Annotated in this window: 19 protein-coding genes; 15 read left to right on the top strand and 4 right to left on the bottom strand. The window is 67.6% G+C overall.

The genetic code is table 11. From position 1 onward, the window contains the following. The first annotated feature begins 196 nt into the window (after nucleotides 1-196). From ACWF82_RS28530 to ACWF82_RS28475, 12 genes are all read left to right on the top strand, one after another. Nucleotides 197-1111 (top strand): Rossmann-like and DUF2520 domain-containing protein, encoded by a 915-nt coding sequence (locus tag ACWF82_RS28530; protein WP_452506105.1) that lies wholly within the window; start codon nucleotides 197-199, stop codon nucleotides 1109-1111. Beyond that, a complete protein-coding gene (gene panC, locus ACWF82_RS28525; RefSeq protein ID WP_452506103.1) occupies nucleotides 1111-2067 on the top strand; it encodes a pantoate--beta-alanine ligase in 957 nt (318 codons plus the stop codon). The genes ACWF82_RS28530 and panC overlap by 1 nt, the downstream gene beginning before the upstream one ends. Before the next feature lie 14 nt (nucleotides 2068-2081). After that, the gene (gene panD / locus ACWF82_RS28520) at nucleotides 2082-2501 is read left to right on the top strand and encodes an aspartate 1-decarboxylase (RefSeq protein ID WP_110041391.1); all 420 of its coding nucleotides are present in this window, start codon (nucleotides 2082-2084) and stop codon (nucleotides 2499-2501) included. A 19-nt stretch (nucleotides 2502-2520) separates the two neighbouring features. Continuing rightward, complete coding sequence (locus ACWF82_RS28515; protein ID WP_452506101.1) at nucleotides 2521-3303, top strand: type III pantothenate kinase; 783 nt, start codon at nucleotides 2521-2523, stop codon at nucleotides 3301-3303. Between the two features lie 162 nt (nucleotides 3304-3465). After that, nucleotides 3466-4062, top strand: a complete 597-nt coding sequence (locus ACWF82_RS28510; RefSeq protein ID WP_452506100.1) for a cysteine dioxygenase — start codon at nucleotides 3466-3468, stop codon at nucleotides 4060-4062. 8 nt (nucleotides 4063-4070) lie between these two features. After that, on the top strand, nucleotides 4071-4493 hold the full coding sequence (locus tag ACWF82_RS28505) for a rhodanese-like domain-containing protein (RefSeq protein WP_452506157.1): 423 nt from the start codon (nucleotides 4071-4073) through the stop codon (nucleotides 4491-4493). Between the two features lie 312 nt (nucleotides 4494-4805). Continuing rightward, nucleotides 4806-6272 (top strand): lysine--tRNA ligase, encoded by a 1467-nt coding sequence (gene lysS, locus ACWF82_RS28500; RefSeq protein ID WP_452506155.1) that lies wholly within the window; start codon nucleotides 4806-4808, stop codon nucleotides 6270-6272. 115 nt (nucleotides 6273-6387) lie between these two features. Continuing rightward, nucleotides 6388-6750 carry a histone-like nucleoid-structuring protein Lsr2 gene (locus tag ACWF82_RS28495; RefSeq protein ID WP_019044650.1) on the top strand — a complete coding sequence of 121 codons (363 nt, stop codon included), beginning with the start codon at nucleotides 6388-6390 and terminating at the stop codon, nucleotides 6748-6750. A 309-nt stretch (nucleotides 6751-7059) separates the two neighbouring features. Next, on the top strand, nucleotides 7060-7674 hold the full coding sequence (locus ACWF82_RS28490) for an FHA domain-containing protein (protein WP_452506098.1): 615 nt from the start codon (nucleotides 7060-7062) through the stop codon (nucleotides 7672-7674). Between the two features lie 121 nt (nucleotides 7675-7795). After that, a complete protein-coding gene (locus ACWF82_RS28485; protein ID WP_452506096.1) occupies nucleotides 7796-8392 on the top strand; it encodes an anthrone oxygenase family protein in 597 nt (198 codons plus the stop codon). Nucleotides 8393-8473: 81 nt separating this feature from the next. Beyond that, on the top strand, nucleotides 8474-9412 hold the full coding sequence (locus tag ACWF82_RS28480) for an esterase/lipase family protein (RefSeq protein ID WP_452506095.1): 939 nt from the start codon (nucleotides 8474-8476) through the stop codon (nucleotides 9410-9412). 251 nt (nucleotides 9413-9663) lie between these two features. Next, a complete protein-coding gene (locus tag ACWF82_RS28475) occupies nucleotides 9664-12228 on the top strand; it encodes an ATP-dependent Clp protease ATP-binding subunit (RefSeq protein WP_452506093.1) in 2565 nt (854 codons plus the stop codon). A gap of 54 nt (nucleotides 12229-12282) precedes the next feature. On the opposite strand, the gene ACWF82_RS28470 is transcribed toward ACWF82_RS28475, so the two are convergent. Then, on the bottom strand, nucleotides 12283-12747 hold the full coding sequence (locus ACWF82_RS28470; protein WP_452506091.1) for a YfbM family protein: 465 nt from the start codon (nucleotides 12745-12747) through the stop codon (nucleotides 12283-12285). Between the two features lie 110 nt (nucleotides 12748-12857). Between ACWF82_RS28470 and ACWF82_RS28465 the strand changes: the two genes are divergently transcribed. After that, nucleotides 12858-13352, top strand: a complete 495-nt coding sequence (locus tag ACWF82_RS28465; protein WP_452506089.1) for a hypothetical protein — start codon at nucleotides 12858-12860, stop codon at nucleotides 13350-13352. Here the strand turns inward: ACWF82_RS28465 and ACWF82_RS28460 are convergent. The 3 genes from ACWF82_RS28460 to ACWF82_RS28450 form a co-directional block, all read right to left on the bottom strand. Beyond that, nucleotides 13346-13702 carry a DUF1877 family protein gene (locus ACWF82_RS28460; protein WP_452506087.1) on the bottom strand — a complete coding sequence of 119 codons (357 nt, stop codon included), beginning with the start codon at nucleotides 13700-13702 and terminating at the stop codon, nucleotides 13346-13348. The two genes, ACWF82_RS28465 and ACWF82_RS28460, sit on opposite strands and share 7 nt — an antisense overlap. 147 nt (nucleotides 13703-13849) lie before the next feature. Then, complete coding sequence (locus ACWF82_RS28455) at nucleotides 13850-14542, bottom strand: response regulator (protein WP_452506085.1); 693 nt, start codon at nucleotides 14540-14542, stop codon at nucleotides 13850-13852. Then, nucleotides 14539-15984 carry a sensor histidine kinase gene (locus tag ACWF82_RS28450; protein ID WP_452506083.1) on the bottom strand — a complete coding sequence of 482 codons (1446 nt, stop codon included), beginning with the start codon at nucleotides 15982-15984 and terminating at the stop codon, nucleotides 14539-14541. The genes ACWF82_RS28455 and ACWF82_RS28450 overlap by 4 nt, the downstream gene beginning before the upstream one ends. A 216-nt stretch (nucleotides 15985-16200) precedes the next feature. On the opposite strand from ACWF82_RS28450, the gene ACWF82_RS28445 reads away from it, so the two are divergent. Both ACWF82_RS28445 and ACWF82_RS28440 read left to right on the top strand, forming a co-directional pair. Next, nucleotides 16201-17094: an ABC transporter ATP-binding protein gene (locus ACWF82_RS28445; RefSeq protein WP_452506080.1), complete on the top strand. Its 894-nt coding sequence runs from the start codon at nucleotides 16201-16203 to the stop codon at nucleotides 17092-17094. Continuing rightward, entirely contained in the window at nucleotides 17091-17951 is an 861-nt protein-coding gene (locus tag ACWF82_RS28440; protein WP_452506078.1) for an ABC transporter permease, read from the top strand. The genes ACWF82_RS28445 and ACWF82_RS28440 overlap by 4 nt, the downstream gene beginning before the upstream one ends. The last annotated feature ends 2 nt before the right edge of the window (nucleotides 17952-17953 follow it).

Below are 17953 nucleotides of genomic sequence, written 5' to 3'. Positions count from 1 at the left end.
GGGCAACCGTGACCCGACGCTGTCACCGCCGTCCGCCAACGCGAAGCAAGCCCGCATCTGAGGCTGGCCATGAGTCGCGGGGAGGCGGGACAAGCTATCCTCGATCGGTAACGTCCGGTACCCGCACTGCGGGACTGGAACGCAAATCGAGAGGACAATGTTGACCTCGAGAAGTGTCAATTCCGATGGCGCGAACGTGGGTGTCGACCCTGCGCCCGCACGACTGACGGTGGGAATCGTCTCGGCGGGACGGGTGGGTTCGGCTCTCGGTGTCGCGCTCGAGCGAGCCGGTCACGTGGTGTTCGGTGTCGCCGCGATCTCCGATGCCTCGGTGCACCGGGCGCGGACGCGGCTGCCCGACTCGCGGATCCTGCCGGTCGAGCAAATCGCCCAGCGCAGTGAACTGTTGCTGCTCGCGGTCCCCGATGCCGAGCTGGCAGGCCTGGTCCGTGGCCTGGCGAGCGCGAACGTCGTCCGGCCGGGCACGATCGTGGTGCACACCGCGGGCGCGAACGGCGTCGGCGTGCTCGCGCCGCTGACCGAGCAGGGCGCGCTCGGCCTTGCCATCCACCCCGCGATGACCTTCACCGGTCACGACGAGGACATCGATCGTCTCGCCAACGCCTGCTTCGGCATCACCGCCGCCGACGAGGTCGGTTACGCGATCGGCCAGGCGCTGGTCATCGAGATGGGCGGCGAACCGGTCAAGGTGGCCGAGGATCAGCGCACGCTGTACCACGCGGCTCTCGCGCACGGCGCGAATCACCTGGTCACGGTCATCGTCGACGCGGTCGCCGCGCTGCGTGCCGCCATGGTGGGCCCCGGCCTGCTGGGTCAGCCGGTGGTCGACGACCAGCCCAACGGCCTGCCGGAACGTCTGCTCGCCCCGCTCGTCTCGGCCGCGCTCGACAACGCGCTGCGCCGCGGCGGCGCCGCGCTGACCGGCCCGGTCGCCCGCGGTGACGTCGACGCGGTCGCCGCGCACCTGACCGCACTGGAGTCGCTGGACGAGCGCCTGGCCGCGGCCTACCGCGCGATGTCGCTGCGCACCGCCGAACTCGCCAAGACCAATCCGGCCCTGCTGGACCTGCTCGCCAAGGAAGGCCACTGATGGAACCCAGAGAAGTGCACCACCACCAGGGCGGCCCGCGGGCGACCGGCGCGTACAAGCCCGGCGTGCTGACCGTCCACCACGATCCCGAGGTGCTCGACACGGTGACCAAGGCGCTGCGCGGCGCCGGTCGCACGGTCGGTTTCGTGCCGACGATGGGCGCGCTGCACGAGGGTCATCTGCAGCTGATCCGCCAGGCCAAGCTGACCAATCAGGTCGTGGTCGTCTCGATCTTCGTCAACCCGCTGCAGTTCGGCGCCGACGAGGATCTCGACGCCTACCCGCGCACCCTGGACGCCGATCTCGAACTGCTCCGGCACGAGGGCGTCGACCTGGTGTTCGCGCCGACCGTCTCCGACATGTACCCCGACGGCCCGCGCACCACCGTGCTGCCAGGCCCGCTCGGCGCCGAGCTGGAGGGCGGAAGCAGGCCGACGCATTTCGCGGGCATGCTCACCGTCGTCGCGAAGCTGCTCAATATCGCGCACGCCTCCGAGGCGTACTTCGGTGAGAAGGACTACCAGCAGCTCACGCTGATCCGGCAGATGGTCCGCGACCTGAACATGGACGTCAAGATCGTCGCCTACCCGACGGTCCGCGAGCCCGACGGTCTTGCCCTGTCCTCGCGCAACCGCTACCTCGACGCCGCCCAGCGGGAAGCGGCGCTCGGCCTGTCGGCGGCGCTGGCCGCGGGCAGGCACGCCGCCGGTCTCGGCCCCGATGCGGTCGTGCGAGCGGCGCGCGACGTGCTCGACGCGGTCGACGGTATCGAGGTCGACTACCTCGAACTGCGTGACAGCAACCTGGGCCCCGCGCCGACCGCGGGCAATGCCCGGCTCCTCGTCGCGGCCAAGGTCGGCGATACCCGCCTGATCGACAATGCCCCGATTGTCCTCGGCGCCCAGCTCGACGGGCACCCCGACGCGAACTCCCTGCCTGCCTCGCAGGCGCACTGAGAAAGGCGACGACGATGTTGCGCACCATGATGAAGTCGAAGATCCACCGTGCCACGGTGACCCACGCCGACCTGCACTATGTGGGTTCGGTGACCGTCGACCAGGATCTGCTCGACGCCGCCGATCTGCTCGAGGGCGAGCAGGTCTGCATCGTCGACATCGACAACGGCGCCCGCCTCGAGACCTACGTGATCGCGGGCGAGCGCGGCTCGGGCGTGATCGGGATCAACGGCGCCGCCGCCCATCTCGTGCACCCCGGCGACCTGGTCATCCTCATCGCCTACGGCCAGATGGACGAGCAGGAACTGCGCGACTACGACCCCAAGGTGGTCTTCGTCGACGACCGCAACCGCCCCGTCGAGCTCGGTTCGGACCCGGCGCACGCGCCCGAGGGTTCCGGCCTGACCTCCCCGCGCTCCCTGTCGTTCGCCTGAGCGCGGCGGGGGGACTGCGATGCTGCTGACGATCGACGTCCGCAACACCGGAATCGAACTCGGCCTGTTCTCCGGCAGCGGCGAGCACGCGAAACTGGCGCGGCACTGGCGAATCCACACCAATCCGCTGCTCACCGCCGACGAGTTCGCCATGCAGGTGCGTGGCCTTGTCGGTGACGAGATCGACCAGGTGGTCGGCGTCTCGGCGCTGTCGACGGTGCCGCCGGTGCTGCGCGAGCTGCGCACCATGCTCGCGCGCTACTGGGCGCATGTGCCGCACGTGCTGGTGGAACCGGGTGTGCGGACCGGTATCCCGCTGCTGGTGGACAACCCGAAGGAAGTGGGCGCCGACCGCATCGTCAACTGCCTTGCCGCGTACCGCACCTTCGGCGGCCCCGCGATCGTGGTCGATTTCGGCACCGCGATCTGCGTCGACCTGGTTTCGGCCAAGGGCGAGTTCCTCGGCGGCGTGATCGCGCCCGGCGTCGAGATCTCCACCGAGGCGCTGGTCGAACGCAGCGCGCTGCGCCGTGTCGAGCTCACCCGCCCGCGCTCGGTGCTGGGCAAGAACAGCATGGAGTGCATGCAGTCCGGCGCCGTGTTCGGTTTCGCGGGCTTGGTCGACGGCCTGATCGACCGGATTCGCGACGAGTTCGACGCTTTCTCCGGCACCGATGTCACCGTCGTCGCCACCGGTGCCGGCGCGCCGCTGATCGTCCCGGAATCGGAGACCATCGATCAGCACGAGCCGCACCTGACGCTGACCGGCCTTCGCCACGTCTACGAACGCAACAAGAAGTGACTGTGGTGCAGGTCATTTTCGCCGTAGCGCGCGTCAACTGCTAAACTCACGCTCGTGTCCTTCCGTGTGAGCACCCAGGAGTGTTGTCGAGGCTGACCTGCCTCGACCGTTCGAGGCTGACGTTTTCCCCTCGACCGTTTCACACCTCCTGGAGAGTCGCTCATGCGTTCTTCTGTCCTTTCCCTTTCGTCCGCGCGCGACGAATATTCGGCGACACCCCCGCTCGACCGGGCGGTGGCATCGGCATTGCCGACCCGATTGCGGCCCGCTGACCTGCTGCGACTCACCGACGAAGGCGCCGAAGACGTCCTCGCGGGCCGCTACGACCACCTGCTGCCCGCCGACGGCATCTGGCCTGCCGAAGAACGCTGGGCCACCCGCCTGATCGCCGACGACGAGGTCGATGTCTGGCTGATCAGCTGGACGCCAGGAAAATCCACCGAATTGCACGATCACGCCGGTTCCCTCGGCGCGCTCACCGTGCTCAGCGGCGCGCTCTCGGAATTCCGCTGGAATGGCTCGGAGTTGCGCAGGCGCACGCTCGCCGCGGGCGATCAGGCCTCGTTCCCGATCGGCTGGGTCCACGATGTGGTGCGCGCGCCCGCCGCCGCCGAATCCGTCGGCCCGCTCGACCCCACACTGAGCGTGCACGCCTATTCCCCGCCGTTGTCGGCGATGTCCTATTACGAGGTGACCGGTCACGGCACCTTGCGGCGAACCAAAACCGTCCTCACCGACCAGCCCGAAGGTGACCTGTGATGAGTCGTTTGACGATTGATCAGATGCTCGAGAACGCCCGCGCCGACCTACGCAGGCTCTACGTCTACGACCTACCCTCGGCATTGGCCAGGGGCGCGAATCTGGTGGACATCCGCCCAGCCGCGCAGCGCGTTCGTGAGGGTTCACTGCCCGGCGCGCTGGTCATCGAACGCAATGTCCTGGAATGGCGCCTGGATCCGACGTCGTCGGCCCGTTTGTCGCTGGCCGCCGACCACGACGTGGAATGGATCATCTTCTGCTCGGAGGGCTACACCTCGAGTTTGGCCGCGGCCTCGTTGCAACAGTTGGGTTTGCATCGCGCCACCGATCTGATCGGCGGCTACCAGGCACTGAAGTCGGCCGGCCTGCTGACCGTCGCGGTCGGCGCCCCGCACTTTGCCCGCGAGGTGAATGCGCTCGCCTCGTTGTAGGCACTGGCCCCGAATTGTGAAGTGCCTCACCGGCAAGCGAGGACATGGGTAACTCCCCAGCCACCTCCCAGCGGCCACTCGCACGACGTGAGACCGAGAGCCGCCGGGCGAGTTTCCGGACGACACGCTGAATTCACGGGGAGGCGGGGGAGCATTCACGGGGAGGCGGGGGAGCATTCGCGGAGCGGCGGGGGAGCCGGGCCGCAAAAGCATTTCCCGCGCACGCTACTGTTATCGGATGTGAGCACCCCTAACCCCGCCGCAACCGGCCGTGCCGTCAGTTCCGCCGTGGACAGTGATGTCCCCGAGCAGATGCGGATTCGCCGGGACAAGCGGGAGCGGCTGCTCGCCGAGGGTGGTGAGGCCTACCCGGTGGTGGTGCCACGCACCCACACGCTGGCCGAAATCCGGGCCGCCTACCCGGATCTGGAGCCCGACACCCAGACCGGTCTGCAGGCAGGCATCGCGGGCCGCGTCATTTTCGTCCGCAATACCGGCAAGCTGTGTTTCGCCACGCTGCAGGAGGGCGACGGGACCAAGCTGCAGGCGATGATCAGTCTCAACGGTGTCGGCGCCGACGCGCTCGCCGCCTGGAAGTCCGATGTCGACCTCGGCGACTTCGTCTACGTGCACGGCGAGGTCATCTCCTCGCGCACCGGTGAATTGAGCGTCATGGCCGATTCCTGGTCGATGGCGGCCAAGTCGCTGCGGCCGCTGCCGGTGGCGCACAAGGAGATGAACGAGGAGTCGCGCGTCCGGCAGCGCTATGTCGACCTGATCGTGCGTCCCGAGGCCAGGGAAATGGCCCGTACCCGCGTGAACGTGGTGCGCGCGCTGCGCACCGCGCTGGAGCGTCGCGGTTTCCTCGAGGTCGAGACCCCGATGCTGCAGACCATCCACGGCGGCGCCGCCGCGCGCCCCTTCGTGACGAAGTCCAACGCGCTGGACATGGAGTTGTTCCTGCGTATCGCGCCGGAGCTGTTCCTGAAGCGCTGCGTGGTCGGTGGCCTGGAGAAGGTCTTCGAGATCAACCGGAACTTCCGCAACGAAGGCGCCGACTCGACCCATTCGCCCGAGTTCGCGATGCTGGAAACCTACGAGGCTTACGGCACCTACGACGACTCGGCGACGATGACCCGGGAATTGATCCAGGAAGTCGCGCAGGAGGCATTCGGCACCCTGCTGGTGACCCTTGCCGACGGTACGGAATATGATCTCGGCGGCGAGTGGACGACGGTCGAGATGTATCCGTCGCTGTCGGAGTCCATCGGTGTCGAGGTGACTCCGGAAACCAGTGTCGAGGAATTGCTCGCGCTGGCCGATCGGGTCGGTCTGGAAATTCCTGCGGGCAAGGGCTACGGACACGGCAAACTTGTCGAAGAACTGTGGGAACATGCGTATGGCGACAAGCTCTACGCGCCGACTTTCGTCCGTGACTTCCCGGTGGAGACCTCACCGCTGACCCGTCAGCATCGCAGCAAGTCCGGGGTCACGGAGAAGTGGGACCTGTATGTTCGCGGTTTCGAGTTGGCAACGGGCTATTCGGAGTTGGTCGACCCGGTGATCCAGCGGGAACGGTTCGTCGATCAGGCGAGGCTCGCCGCCGCTGGTGACGACGAGGCCATGGTGCTCGACGAAGACTTCCTCGCCGCGATGGAACACGGCATGCCGCCGACTACCGGAACCGGTATGGGAATCGATCGCTTGTTGATGGCACTCACCGGTTTGGGAATCCGGGAAACGATCCTGTTCCCGATTGTTCGTCCGGCTAGTCGCTGACCAGTCAATTTGCGAGGCGAAGGCCTCGTGTTGGAATTTTCGTAAATCGAGGTATTCTTGCCTCGGGTATTCGGCCTGGAGGCAGGCTTGACGATTTCGAGAGGACGTTCATCTCATGGCAAAGAAGGTCACCGTTAGCCTGATCGACGATGTCGACGGTGAGTCCATCGCGGACGAAACCATCGAGTTCGCTATCGATGGTGTGTCGTACGAGATCGACCTGTCGGAGGCTAACGCGGCGCGCCTGCGCGAAGGCTTGGACGAGTGGGTCGCCAACGCCCGTCGCGTGAGTGGCCGTCGCCGGGTGAAGGCGGCAGGCGCCCCCGCGCCGCAGGGCAAGAGCCGTGTTTCCATGGACCGGGAACAGAGCGCCGCAATTCGTGAATGGGCCCGCCGCAAGGGCCACAAGGTCTCCGCCCGCGGCCGCATCTCGGCCGACATCACCGAGGCGTACAACAAGGAAGTCGGCAAGGCCTGAAGTTTCGACAGCGGTCCGGGGTTGCTGACGCGCGATCCCGGGCCGCTTTCTCGTTGCCGGTGTTCTCCCAGGTCGGAACACGCGGCGGCTGTCTCCCAGGGAGATAGACTGATGTTCGTGCGCAAGGTTTTTCACGTCGGCAGACGCCGACCATCCGACCTGATCCGGCGAGAACATGGGTAACTCACCGGGTACGGGCGAGCTGGCCACGCTCTCACCGCCGCCCGCCGACGTTTCGGTCCACGCGCACAAGTCTGGCCTGAATCGCGGAGCGGCGGGACAGAGAGGCGGGACAGCACAGTGACCGGGATGGCTAGTTCGTTTCTTCGGTATACCGATGAGACCGGGCGGCAGCATGAGCTGGCGCTCGACCCCGCGCAGCAGCGTTTCACTATCGGCCGCAATGTGCAGGCCGACCTCGTCCTGGGCTGGGACGCCGAGGTCTCACGCCTGCACGCCGCGGTCGAGCACCTCGGCGCGCACTGGACCATCGTCGACGACGGCCTCTCCCGCAACGGCACCTTCGTCAACGGCGAGCGCCTGATCGGCAGGCGCAGGCTCAGCCCAGGTGACCGCATCCGCGTCGGCACCACGCTGGTCCATTTCTTCGATTTCGGCGGGGTCGTCGACGACGCGACGCATACCGCCTCCGGTTCGATTCCCACCATGCGCTCGCTCACCGAGACCCAGCGCGCGGTGCTGATCGCGCTGTGCCGCCCGTACAAGCACGGCACCGGCTTCGCCACACCCGCCTCGAATCAGCAGATCGCCGAGGAATTGTTCCTCTCCATCGACGCGATCAAGACCCATCTACGCGCCCTGTTCGCGAAGTTCGGGGTGGAGAACCTGCCGCAGAACCAGAAGCGCACCCGGCTGGCCGCGCTGGCCATGCAGAGCGGGATGATCTCCGACCACGACCTGTAGGCGACGCTCGCGCAGGTGCGTGAGCGTCTGAACCATGTCGGCGACACGCGTTACACGGTTGACTGAGTCGTATCACCGGGGCACAGGGTTCGAGCTCCGGAAGACGAGTCAGGAGACATTCATGTTCGCAGTTCGGATGGCCGCGATGGTTATGGCCGTGCTCAGCACCGGGCTGATCGCAGGCGTGTTCTACGCCTACGCGATCTCGGTGATGCCGGCGCTGGCCCGTACCGGGGATCGCACGTTGATCGATGTCATGCAGAAGGTCAACGTGGTGATCATCAACCCGTGGTTCATGCTCGGCTTCCTCGGCACGGTCGGGTTCACCGCGCTGGCCGCGGTGCTTAGCCTGGGCTCCGAGCACCGTACGACGCTGATCTGGCTCGGAATCGCCGTGGCGCTCAACGTGATCGCCTTCGCCGTCACCGTGGCGCTGAACGTGCCGCTCAACGACGCGCTCGAGGCGGCGGGCGACCCGGCTGCCATCCTCGACACCGCGGCGGTGCGCGCCGACTACGAGGCGGCCTGGGTGCGCTGGAACATCCTGCGGGCGGTGCTGCACACGGCGGCGTTCCTGGTGCTGTGTGGCGCGCTGTTCGCCGCCGGTGTGCAGCAGGGCAAGTCGAGTGCCGCGGGTGTGGTTGCCGGACAGCAGGTTTCGCGGACCGTGGCGGCACCCATGGTGGGCGGGTTCGCCGCGGCGCCGTTCCAGCCCTGATGGCGATCTGCCAATAGGGCCACGCGATCACTGGAACGTGTTCCATGATGAGTGGAACACGTTCTAGTGAGGAGTCGTTTCATGCGACGTAGTTCGAGATCGTTGCTGGTACTGGCCGCGGCAGCCCTGCTGACCTGGGCGACCGCGGGCACCGCCGCCGCCGGGTATCCGGTCGACTACAACTTCTTCGCCGGGATCGCACCGGAGCTGACCAACCCCGGCGGGTCGCTCCCCGGTTCGAACGACCCCGGCTGTGTCCCCTCGGCCGAGCATCCGAATCCGGTGGTGCTGCTGCACGGCACCGGCGGTGGCGCGCAGACGAATTGGGGCGTATACGCCCCGCTGCTGGCCAACGAGGGCTACTGCGTCTACTCGCTCACCTACGGCGCCTACGCCCTGCCGTGGCCGATCTCGGCGATCGGCGCGATGCGTCCGATCGAGCAGAGCGCCGCCGAGGTGTCGGCCTTCGTCGACCGGGTGCTCGCGCGCACCGGCGCCGCGCGGGTCGACTTCGTCGCGCATTCGCAGGGCAACATCGTCGGCAACTACTACATCAAGCGTCTCGGCGGCGCGGCCAAGGTCGACAAGCTGGTCGGGATCGCCCCGCCGTGGCTCGGCACCAACGCGCTGGGCGCCGGCGACATCGCCGCCTACAGCCGTGCCCTCGGCGCCGGCCCCGCCTTCGACGCGGTCGCGACGTCGCTGTGCCAGGCCTGCGGGCAGATGCTCACCGGCGACGAGTTCATGGCCGCGCTCAATGCCGACGGCGTCTACGACCCGCAGGTCAGCTACACCAATATCGTCACCACTCTCGACGAACTGGTCGTCCCGCACACCTCGGGCCTTGTCCCCGCGCCCAACGCCACCTCCCATGTGGTCCAGGACGGCTGCGCGCAGGACTACTCCGAGCACATGGCCATCGCGGGCAGCCCGCGCGCCGCAGGTCACGTCCTCAACGCCCTGGATCCGGCCCGTCAGGCCCCGGTCCCGTGCGAGTTTGTGCCGCCGTTCACCGGGTAGTGCCGTCATCGGTTCGACATATTTCGCTGTAGGCAAAACTCGAGGGGAAACGAATGCCGCGACGTGCGCGTTATGAGTGAATGACCATGTTGCCGCCGGTCATCAATAGGGTGGACCGGCGGCGGCGGGATCCCCTGCCAACTAGAGTGGATGGCGGGGGCCGCAACCCCCGGGCTTCATGGCAGGCTGACGGCGACAGTTGTCGGTCGGCGTCTGTTGCCAGAATGTCGGAGCAGGAGAGTGAGGGAGCGATGTTCGAGAGGTTCACCGACCGCGCGAGGCGTGTCGTTGTCCTGGCCCAAGAAGAGGCCCGGATGCTCAACCACAACTACATCGGCACCGAGCACATCCTGCTTGGGTTGATCCACGAGGGCGAGGGCGTGGCGGCGAAGTCGCTGGAGTCTCTTGGCATCTCGCTGGAGGGTGTGCGCAGCCAGGTCGAGGAGATCATCGGTCAGGGCCAGCAGGCGCCGTCCGGTCACATCCCCTTCACCCCGCGCGCCAAGAAGGTGCTGGAGCTGAGTCTGCGCGAGGCGCTGCAGCTCGGCCACAACTACATCGGTACCGAGCACATCCTGCTCGGTCTCATCCGCGAGGGCGAGGGCGTCGCCGCCCAGGTCCTGGTCAAGCTCGGTGCCGACCTGAATCGCGTCCGTCAGCAGGTCATCCAGCTGCTGTCCGGGTACCAGGGCAAGGAGCCCGTCGAGGGTTCCGGCTCGCGCGGTGAGGCGGGCACTCCGTCCACTTCGCTGGTGCTCGACCAGTTCGGCCGCAACCTCACTCAGGCCGCGCTCGAGGGCAAGCTCGACCCCGTCATCGGCCGCTCGAAGGAAATCGAGCGCGTGATGCAGGTGCTGAGCCGCCGCACCAAGAACAACCCGGTCCTGATCGGTGAGCCCGGTGTCGGTAAGACCGCCGTCGTCGAGGGCCTCGCGCAGGCCATCGTCAACGGCGAGGTCCCCGAGACCCTCAAGGACAAGCAGCTCTACACCCTCGACCTGGGTTCCCTGGTCGCGGGCAGCCGCTACCGCGGTGACTTCGAAGAGCGCCTGAAGAAGGTGCTCAAGGAGATCAACACCCGCGGCGACATCATCCTGTTCATCGACGAGCTGCACACGCTCGTCGGCGCGGGTGCTGCCGAAGGCGCCATCGACGCGGCCTCGATCCTGAAGCCGAAGCTGGCCCGTGGCGAGCTGCAGACCATCGGCGCGACCACCCTCGACGAGTACCGCAAGTACATCGAGAAGGACGCCGCCCTGGAACGCCGCTTCCAGCCGGTGCAGGTCGGCGAGCCGACCGTCGAGCACACCATCAACATCCTCAAGGGTCTGCGCGACCGCTACGAGGCGCACCACCGGGTGTCCATCACCGACGGTGCCCTGGTCGCCGCCGCGACGCTGGCCGATCGCTACATCAACGACCGGTTCCTGCCGGACAAGGCGATCGACCTGATCGACGAGGCCGGTGCGCGCATGCGCATCCGCCGGATGACCGCTCCGCCGGACCTGCGCGAGTTCGACGACAAGATCGCCGACGCCCGCCGCGAGAAGGAAAGCGCGATCGACGCGCAGGACTTCGAGAAGGCCGCGCGCCTGCGGGACAAGGAGAAGCAGCTCGTCGCCAAGCGCGCCGAGCGGGAGAAGCAGTGGCGTTCCGGTGACCTGGACGTCGTGGCCGAGGTCGACGACGAGCAGATCGCGGAGGTGCTGGCCAACTGGACCGGTATCCCCGTCTTCAAGCTCACCGAGGAGGAGACCACCCGTCTGCTCCGCATGGAGGACGAGCTGCACAAGCGGATCATCGGCCAGGAGGATGCCGTCAAGGCCGTCTCCAAGGCGATCCGCCGCACTCGCGCCGGCCTGAAGGATCCGAAGCGTCCGTCCGGCTCGTTCATCTTCGCCGGTCCGTCCGGTGTCGGTAAGACCGAGCTGTCCAAGGCGCTGGCGAACTTCCTGTTCGGCGACGACGACGCGCTCATCCAGATCGACATGGGCGAGTTCCACGACCGCTTCACCGCATCGCGGCTCTTCGGTGCCCCTCCCGGGTACGTGGGCTACGAAGAGGGCGGCCAGCTCACCGAGAAGGTGCGCCGCAAGCCGTTCTCGGTGGTGCTGTTCGACGAGATCGAGAAGGCGCACCAGGAGATCTACAACACCCTCCTGCAGGTGCTCGAGGACGGCCGTCTCACCGACGGTCAGGGTCGTACGGTCGACTTCAAGAACACCGTGCTGATCTTCACCTCGAACCTGGGCACCTCCGACATCTCCAAGGCCGTCGGTCTGGGCTTCACCCAGTCCAACGCCGAGGGTTCGAACTACGAGCGGATGAAGCTCAAGGTCAACGACGAGCTGAAGAAGCACTTCCGCCCCGAGTTCCTCAACCGCATCGACGACGTGATCGTCTTCCACCAGCTCACCAGCGAGCAGATCGTGATGATGGTGGACCTGATGATCGGCCGCGTCGCCAAGCAGCTGAAGAACAAGGACATGGCGATCGAGCTGACCGACCAGGCCAAGAGCCTGCTCGCCAAGCGCGGTTTCGACCCGGTCCTGGGTGCGCGTCCGCTGCGTCGCACGATCCAGCGCGAGATCGAGGACCAGCTGTCGGAGAAGATCCTCTTCGGCGAGATCGGCGCCGGCCAGACCATCATGGTCGACGTCGAGGGCTGGAACGGCGAGGGCCTTGGCGAGGACGCCAAGTTCACCTTCACCGGCAAGGCGAAGCTGACCAAGGCACCCGCGGGCGACGACAAGCCCGAGGTCGTCCTGACCGGTGCTACCGAGGGCCCCGCGCCCGAGGCCGCCTCCGGCGAGTAACAGCTCAACCGAAAAGCCCGCCCCCGGAATCCCGGGGGCGGGCTTTTTCGCTGGTCAGCCGAAATGCTGCAGGAACCCGGAGCCACGCCGGGCGGCGTAGTCGAACACCCGCACGAGCTCCGCGTAATGGTGCCCGAGGTAGTGCAGACCGCTGTCGCCGTCGCGGACCCAGATCCGCGGGTACACATCGGCCGCGTCCATGCGCGCCGGGTCGTAGTGGGCGGCGAGCTTGCCGAACGGAGTGTCGCGCAGAATGCCCGCGGTATAGGACACGTCCTCCGGGCTCCACGCGAAGTGATTCTCACTGTCGAGCGGACGCCCAGTGAAGAACAGATCGACCCCGCTGTCGGCCTGTTCCATCAGATACTTCAACCCCGCCCACGCCTTGTCCAAGTACCCACTCGGCTCGCTGTCGGGAGTCTCCAGATCCGCGAGAAAGTCATCGGGCCAGTCCTTCTCCCGCATCACCCGCTCCAGATCCGCAGTGCTCACCCTGGTGAACGACATGATCACCCCCACGCCGGCTCCCTTCCTCCCACGTTTCGGCCGAAGCTATCAGCGACCACCGACACCCGAATCCAGATGGGCGCCCAGGCTTTTCGTCGGACCACATTGATAGGTTTACCCGTGTGTTCGGGTGGGTAAAGGCGCGGCGCGCCGGATTGATCATTGTCGGTATCGCGGTAGCAGGTTGTGGCGCAGACGATTCCGGGCTCGCGCCGCCAACACCCGCAGCCTCCACACCGCCGTCGAAAGCCCCGGTCGTCGACGGTGTTTTGCCGTCCGCGGCCGACAAGCAGGGGTGGCTCGACCCGGGTGCCCGGTGCGCGGACGGCGAGCGCCCGGTGCTGCTGATCGGTGCGACCAGAAACTCCAAGGAGAAGTTCGCGGTGTGCGAGCGCACCGACGCCACCCGAGTCATGCGCGCCTCGGCACCGACCCTGCGCGCCCAACCGTTCGAGGCCCCCTTCTTCACCTATACCGCCAACAGCCAGCAGTACCTCAACAGCGACGGAATGAAGATCGACCTGTCCAAGAAGACGGTCACAATCACCGACGACCCGCAGAACCCCCACTACATCGTCGGTCTCGCCGTCGAGGCCTACTGGAGCGCCATCTACTGACACCCGAGCGTCGCGGCCAGACTCAGCGCTGCCGCGGCCACCTCCTCGGCGCTCCACACGGTCGTGCACGCTTCGTCCCGACTCGGCTCGTCGTCCCGCAGCAGGTCGACGCCCACCCCGGCGGCACCCAACAGGTAGCGCAGGCCATCCCAGGCCTTGTCGATGTCGCCCGCCGGTTCATCGGTCCGGTCGATGGCGTCGATCAGGTCGAAGGCAACCTCGACGTCCGCGAGGATACGGGCCGCATCGTCATCGGAGATGCGGTGAAAGCGAAAACCAGACCCAAAGGGGCCACCTTTCGGGCAGATTGCTGGACCTCCACGAAGGTAGAAACGGTGCCTTGCAGACAACTTGGCGGCGCCTTTCGGCGGGATCCGGCTGTCGATGTGCCACCGCCTGATTCGAGCTGCGACACCTCGGGCTGACGCAGTCGTCGGGCCCGGTCGGCTGTGTCTGCGTCAGTCCGAGCTCGAGCAGGAGGTATCTCCTCCCTGTCGTTACTGCCAGCCCGGGCGGACCAGTCCTGATTCGTAGGCGAGGACGACCAGTTGGGTGCGGTCGCGAGCGTTCAGTTTGGTGAGGATGCGGCTGACGTGGGTGCGGGCGGTGGCGGGGCTGAGGTAGAGGCGGGCGGCGATTTCGGCGTTGGTGAGGCCTTCGGCGACAAGGGTCATCACCTCGCGTTCGCGGTCGGTGAGTTCGGCCAGGGCGGCGGGTGGGGGTTGTTTGGCGTGGGTGGAGAACTCGGCGAGGAGGCGGCGGGTGACGCCGGGGGAGAGGAGGGCGTCGCCTGCGGCGACCACGCGGACGGCGCGGAGCAGGTCGGCGGGTTCGGTGTGTTTGACCAGGAAACCGGCCGCGCCGGCGCGGATCGCCTCGAAGACGTATTCGTCGAGCTCGAAGGTGGTGAGGACGACGACGCGGACCTCGGCGAGCGCGGCCTCGTCGGCGATCATCCGGGTGGCGGCGAGGCCGTCGAGGATGGGCATGCGGATGTCCATCAGCACCACATCGGGGACGAGCGCGCGGGCCATCCGGACGGCCTGCTCGCCGTTCTCGGCCTCGCCGACGACCTCGATGTCGTCCTGGGCGTCGAGCAGCGCGACGAACCCGCCACGCACCAGCGCCTGATCGTCGGCGACCAGCACGCGCGTCTTGCGTGCACCGAACCGGTCGTCGGCGTCGCTCATGCGCCGGCCTCCTTACCGCCTGCACCGGCCCCCGTACCGCCTGCACGGTCAGCACCGGCAGCCGGGGAGCTCGCACCGCCTGCACCGGCCCCCGCGGAGCCTGCATCGGCCGCGGCGGCGCCTGCACCCACGGTGCCGGAGCCCGCGGCAGACGCGGATTGCCGGGAGGCGCGCGATGCGTTGTTGCGCGGTTCGGTCGCCGCTGGTCGGGCAGGCAATCTGGCCGCCACTCGGAACCCGCCGGACGGCCGCGGCCCAGCCGTGAGCGCCCCGCCGAGCGCGTGCGCTCGCTCCCGCATACCGATGATCCCGTTCCCACCCGCGCCGGTGCGGACCGCCGTACTGGTCGGCCGCGTGTTGTCGATGGTGATGTCGACCGATTCGGGCGTGTAGCGCAGGGTGATCATCGCCGTCGCGCCGGGCGCGTGCCGGACCACATTGGTCAGCGATTCCTGGATGATCCTGGCCGCGGCCACATCAATCACACTGGGCAGCTTCTTGGGCGTGCCGATGATCTTGGTGTCGACATCGAGCCCGGTCGCCCTGGTGCGCTCCAGCAAGGTCTCGAGATCATCGAGGGACGGCGCGGGCGCGCGGGGAGCGGGCCGCGGCGGCGCGACGGGAGCGACGGGCGCGGGCGAATCGGCGGTGGGCTCGGCGTACTCCTCGACAGCGGGAGCCACCGGCGCACCGCTGCGAATGGCGTGCAGCAGCGTATGCACCTCGGCCAGTGCCTCTTTGGAGGTCGTCTTGATCGTGGCCAGCGCGGCCGCCGCCTGCTGCGGTTTCCGGTCGAAGAGCTCCAGCGCCACCGAAGACTGCACGTTGATCAGCGAAAGACTGTGCGCGAGAACATCATGCAACTCACGGGCGATCGCGAGCCGCTCCTCGCTGGCGGCCCTGGCCTGCTGCGCCTGCTCGTCGCGGCGCGCGGCCTCGGCCCGCTGTCTGCGCGCGACCACCACCGCCCGCCGCTGCCGCACCCCCTCGGCGATCCCGACGAGCACGCCCATCCAGGCCAGCAGGCCGAAGATCTGCCACGCGTCGGTCTCGCGCCCGAGCAGCGCGGGCAACGGCCACACCATCGTCAGATAGCCGACCGCGGCCACCGGGTATGTGCGCCACCGTGATCCGTTGACCGCGGCGGTCAGGAACGCGATGATCAGCGACAGGAAGATCGGCCCGTATCCGTAGTCGCGCAGCACATACGACACCGCGGCGAGCAGGGCCACCAGCAGCACCGGTTCGGGCAGCACGCGCCGGAAGCCGAGCGCGATCGGACCGGCGAGCAGCAACAGATACGCGAACGCGTCGAGCGAGCGCACCCCACTCTGCTGCGTATTCGCACCGGAACTCCCGGCGAGCTGGATCACCGCGACCACCACTGCCAGGCCCCAGTCCACAACGACCGAGCCACGCTCCCATTTCGCAGACGCTCCCACCTCACTCACCCTATTGCGTAGGGCCGCCCTGCGCGTCGGCCTGCGCCCGTAATTCCGGTGCGAGCCACCCCGAGACGCCACAACTGCCGGTCAACGGGCCCGTCGAGGCGAATATTCAGCGTCGGTGACGGCAGCGCGAGTAGTCCGCGCGACGTAGCCACGAAGCCGCTTCGTGACGGATGCCCCGGCACCGCATCGGCGCGGATTCTGATTCCCATGAACGATTCGATCGTGGTCACCGACGAGCTGACCAAGCGCTACGGCGAGCACATCGCGGTGGACGCGGTGAGCATGCGCGTCGCCGCAGGCGAGATCTACGGCTTCCTCGGCCCCAACGGCGCGGGCAAGACCACCACCCTGCGCATGCTGGCCGGCCTGATCCGCCCCAGTGCGGGCACCGCCCGTGTGCGCGGCCTCGCACCCGGCGATCCCGCGGCCCTGCGCCGCATCGGCGTCCTCATCGAGGGCCCCGGCTTCTACCCCTACCTCTCGGGTCGCGACAACCTGCGCGTCCTGGCACGCTACCGCGGTCACAGCACCACCGACGTCGAGAAAGCGCTGGAACGGGTGGGTCTGGCGGACCGGGCAGGCGACCGCTTCCGCACCTATTCGCTGGGGATGAAACAGCGCCTCGGCGTCGGCGCCGCGCTGCTCGGCGACCCGGACCTGCTGATCCTCGACGAGCCGACCAACGGCCTCGATCCCGCCGGTCTGGCCGAAATGCGAACGCTCATCGTCGATCTCGCGGCCGACGGGCACACCGTACTGCTGTCGAGCCACCAACTCGCCGAGGTGCAGGAGATCTGCCACCGGGTCGGCGTGATCTCCGGCGGCAGGCTGCTCGCCGAATCGACCGTCGCCGAATTACGCGGAACCGCAGCACTGTTGGTACGCGCCGAACCCGCCGATACCGCCATCGACGCGATTCGCGCCGTCGCTCCCGCGAGGGCGAACGCTGACGGGATCAGGGTCGAAACGTCTGCCGCGATGGCGCCGGTGGTGGCCCGCGCCGTGGTCTCGGCGGGCGCCGACCTGCTGGAACTGCGCGTCGACGAGAAGTCCCTGGAAGAAGTGTTCTTCGAGATGACGGCTATGGAGGTCGCGAAATGACCGGTGTGACAAAAGATCTGTGGGCGAGCATGCGCGCGGAGTCGGTCCGGCTCGGCCGCTGGCCCGCGTTCTGGATCGTCCTCGGCGTGTGGGTGCTGCTGAACCTGACCTTCGCCTACCTGTTCAACTACCTCGCCTACACCTCCGGTGAAAGCGGCGCCATGTCGGACGGTCTGCCCCGCGACGTCCTGCTCGGCCAGCTCATGCCCGCCGCCGTCCCGGAGGTCTTCACCCAGGGCATGGCGATGTTCGGCGGTGCGCTGATGCTCATCCTCGGCGCGCTCGCGGTCGGCAGCGGCTACGGCTGGGGCACCTGGAAGACCGTGTTCACCCAGGGGCCGAGCCGTCCGGCAGCGGTCGGCGGGCTGCTCGTGAGCCTGGTTGTCGTGGTGGTCGCCCTGGTCTGCGTGGCATTCGCCGTCGACCTGGGCGTCGCCTCGCTCATCGCGGTGACCGAGGATCAGCCAATCACCCTGCCGTCCCTGGAGCGATCCGTTCTCGGAATCATCTCCGGCACAGCGATTCTGAGCATGTGGACCTCGGCGGGCGCGCTGATCGGCGCCATCGCCCGCGGCCCTGCCCTCGCCGTGGGCCTCGGCCTGGTCTGGGTGCTCGTCGTCGAGAACCTTCTGCGCGGGGTGGCAGCCATCTTCGATCCCATCGAGACGTTCACCGACCTGCTGCCGGGAACCGCCGCCGGATCCCTGGCAGGAGCGATGCGCACCGTCGGCGGCCCTGCCACCCCCGGCGTCCTCGACATCCTCACCCGCGGCGAGTCCCTCGCCCTGCTCACCGCCTACGTACTGGCCTTCGCGGGCGGCACCATCTGGCTGATGACCCGCCGCGACCTGACCTGATT

The sequence above is a fragment of the Nocardia sp. NPDC055053 genome (assembly GCF_053608285.1).
This window is presented reverse-complemented; position numbering and strand designations above follow the sequence as displayed.

Bases quoted from the DNA above. Each gene is read 5' to 3' on its own strand.
- panC (WP_452506103.1), top strand. From the start codon at position 1,111: ATGGAACCCAGAGAAGTGCACCACCACCAGGGCGGCCCGCGGGCGACC.
- panD (WP_110041391.1), top strand. From the start codon at position 2,082: ATGTTGCGCACCATGATGAAGTCGAAGATCCACCGTGCCACGGTGACC.
- ACWF82_RS28515 (WP_452506101.1), top strand. From the start codon at position 2,521: ATGCTGCTGACGATCGACGTCCGCAACACCGGAATCGAACTCGGCCTG.
- ACWF82_RS28510 (WP_452506100.1), top strand. From the start codon at position 3,466: ATGCGTTCTTCTGTCCTTTCCCTTTCGTCCGCGCGCGACGAATATTCG.
- lysS (WP_452506155.1), top strand. From the start codon at position 4,806: ATGCGGATTCGCCGGGACAAGCGGGAGCGGCTGCTCGCCGAGGGTGGT.
- ACWF82_RS28495 (WP_019044650.1), top strand. From the start codon at position 6,388: ATGGCAAAGAAGGTCACCGTTAGCCTGATCGACGATGTCGACGGTGAG.
- ACWF82_RS28490 (WP_452506098.1), top strand. From the start codon at position 7,060: ATGGCTAGTTCGTTTCTTCGGTATACCGATGAGACCGGGCGGCAGCAT.
- ACWF82_RS28485 (WP_452506096.1), top strand. From the start codon at position 7,796: ATGTTCGCAGTTCGGATGGCCGCGATGGTTATGGCCGTGCTCAGCACC.
- ACWF82_RS28480 (WP_452506095.1), top strand. From the start codon at position 8,474: ATGCGACGTAGTTCGAGATCGTTGCTGGTACTGGCCGCGGCAGCCCTG.
- ACWF82_RS28475 (WP_452506093.1), top strand. From the start codon at position 9,664: ATGTTCGAGAGGTTCACCGACCGCGCGAGGCGTGTCGTTGTCCTGGCC.
- ACWF82_RS28455 (WP_452506085.1), bottom strand. From the start codon at position 14,542: ATGAGCGACGCCGACGACCGGTTCGGTGCACGCAAGACGCGCGTGCTG.
- ACWF82_RS28445 (WP_452506080.1), top strand. From the start codon at position 16,201: ATGAACGATTCGATCGTGGTCACCGACGAGCTGACCAAGCGCTACGGC.
- ACWF82_RS28440 (WP_452506078.1), top strand. From the start codon at position 17,091: ATGACCGGTGTGACAAAAGATCTGTGGGCGAGCATGCGCGCGGAGTCG.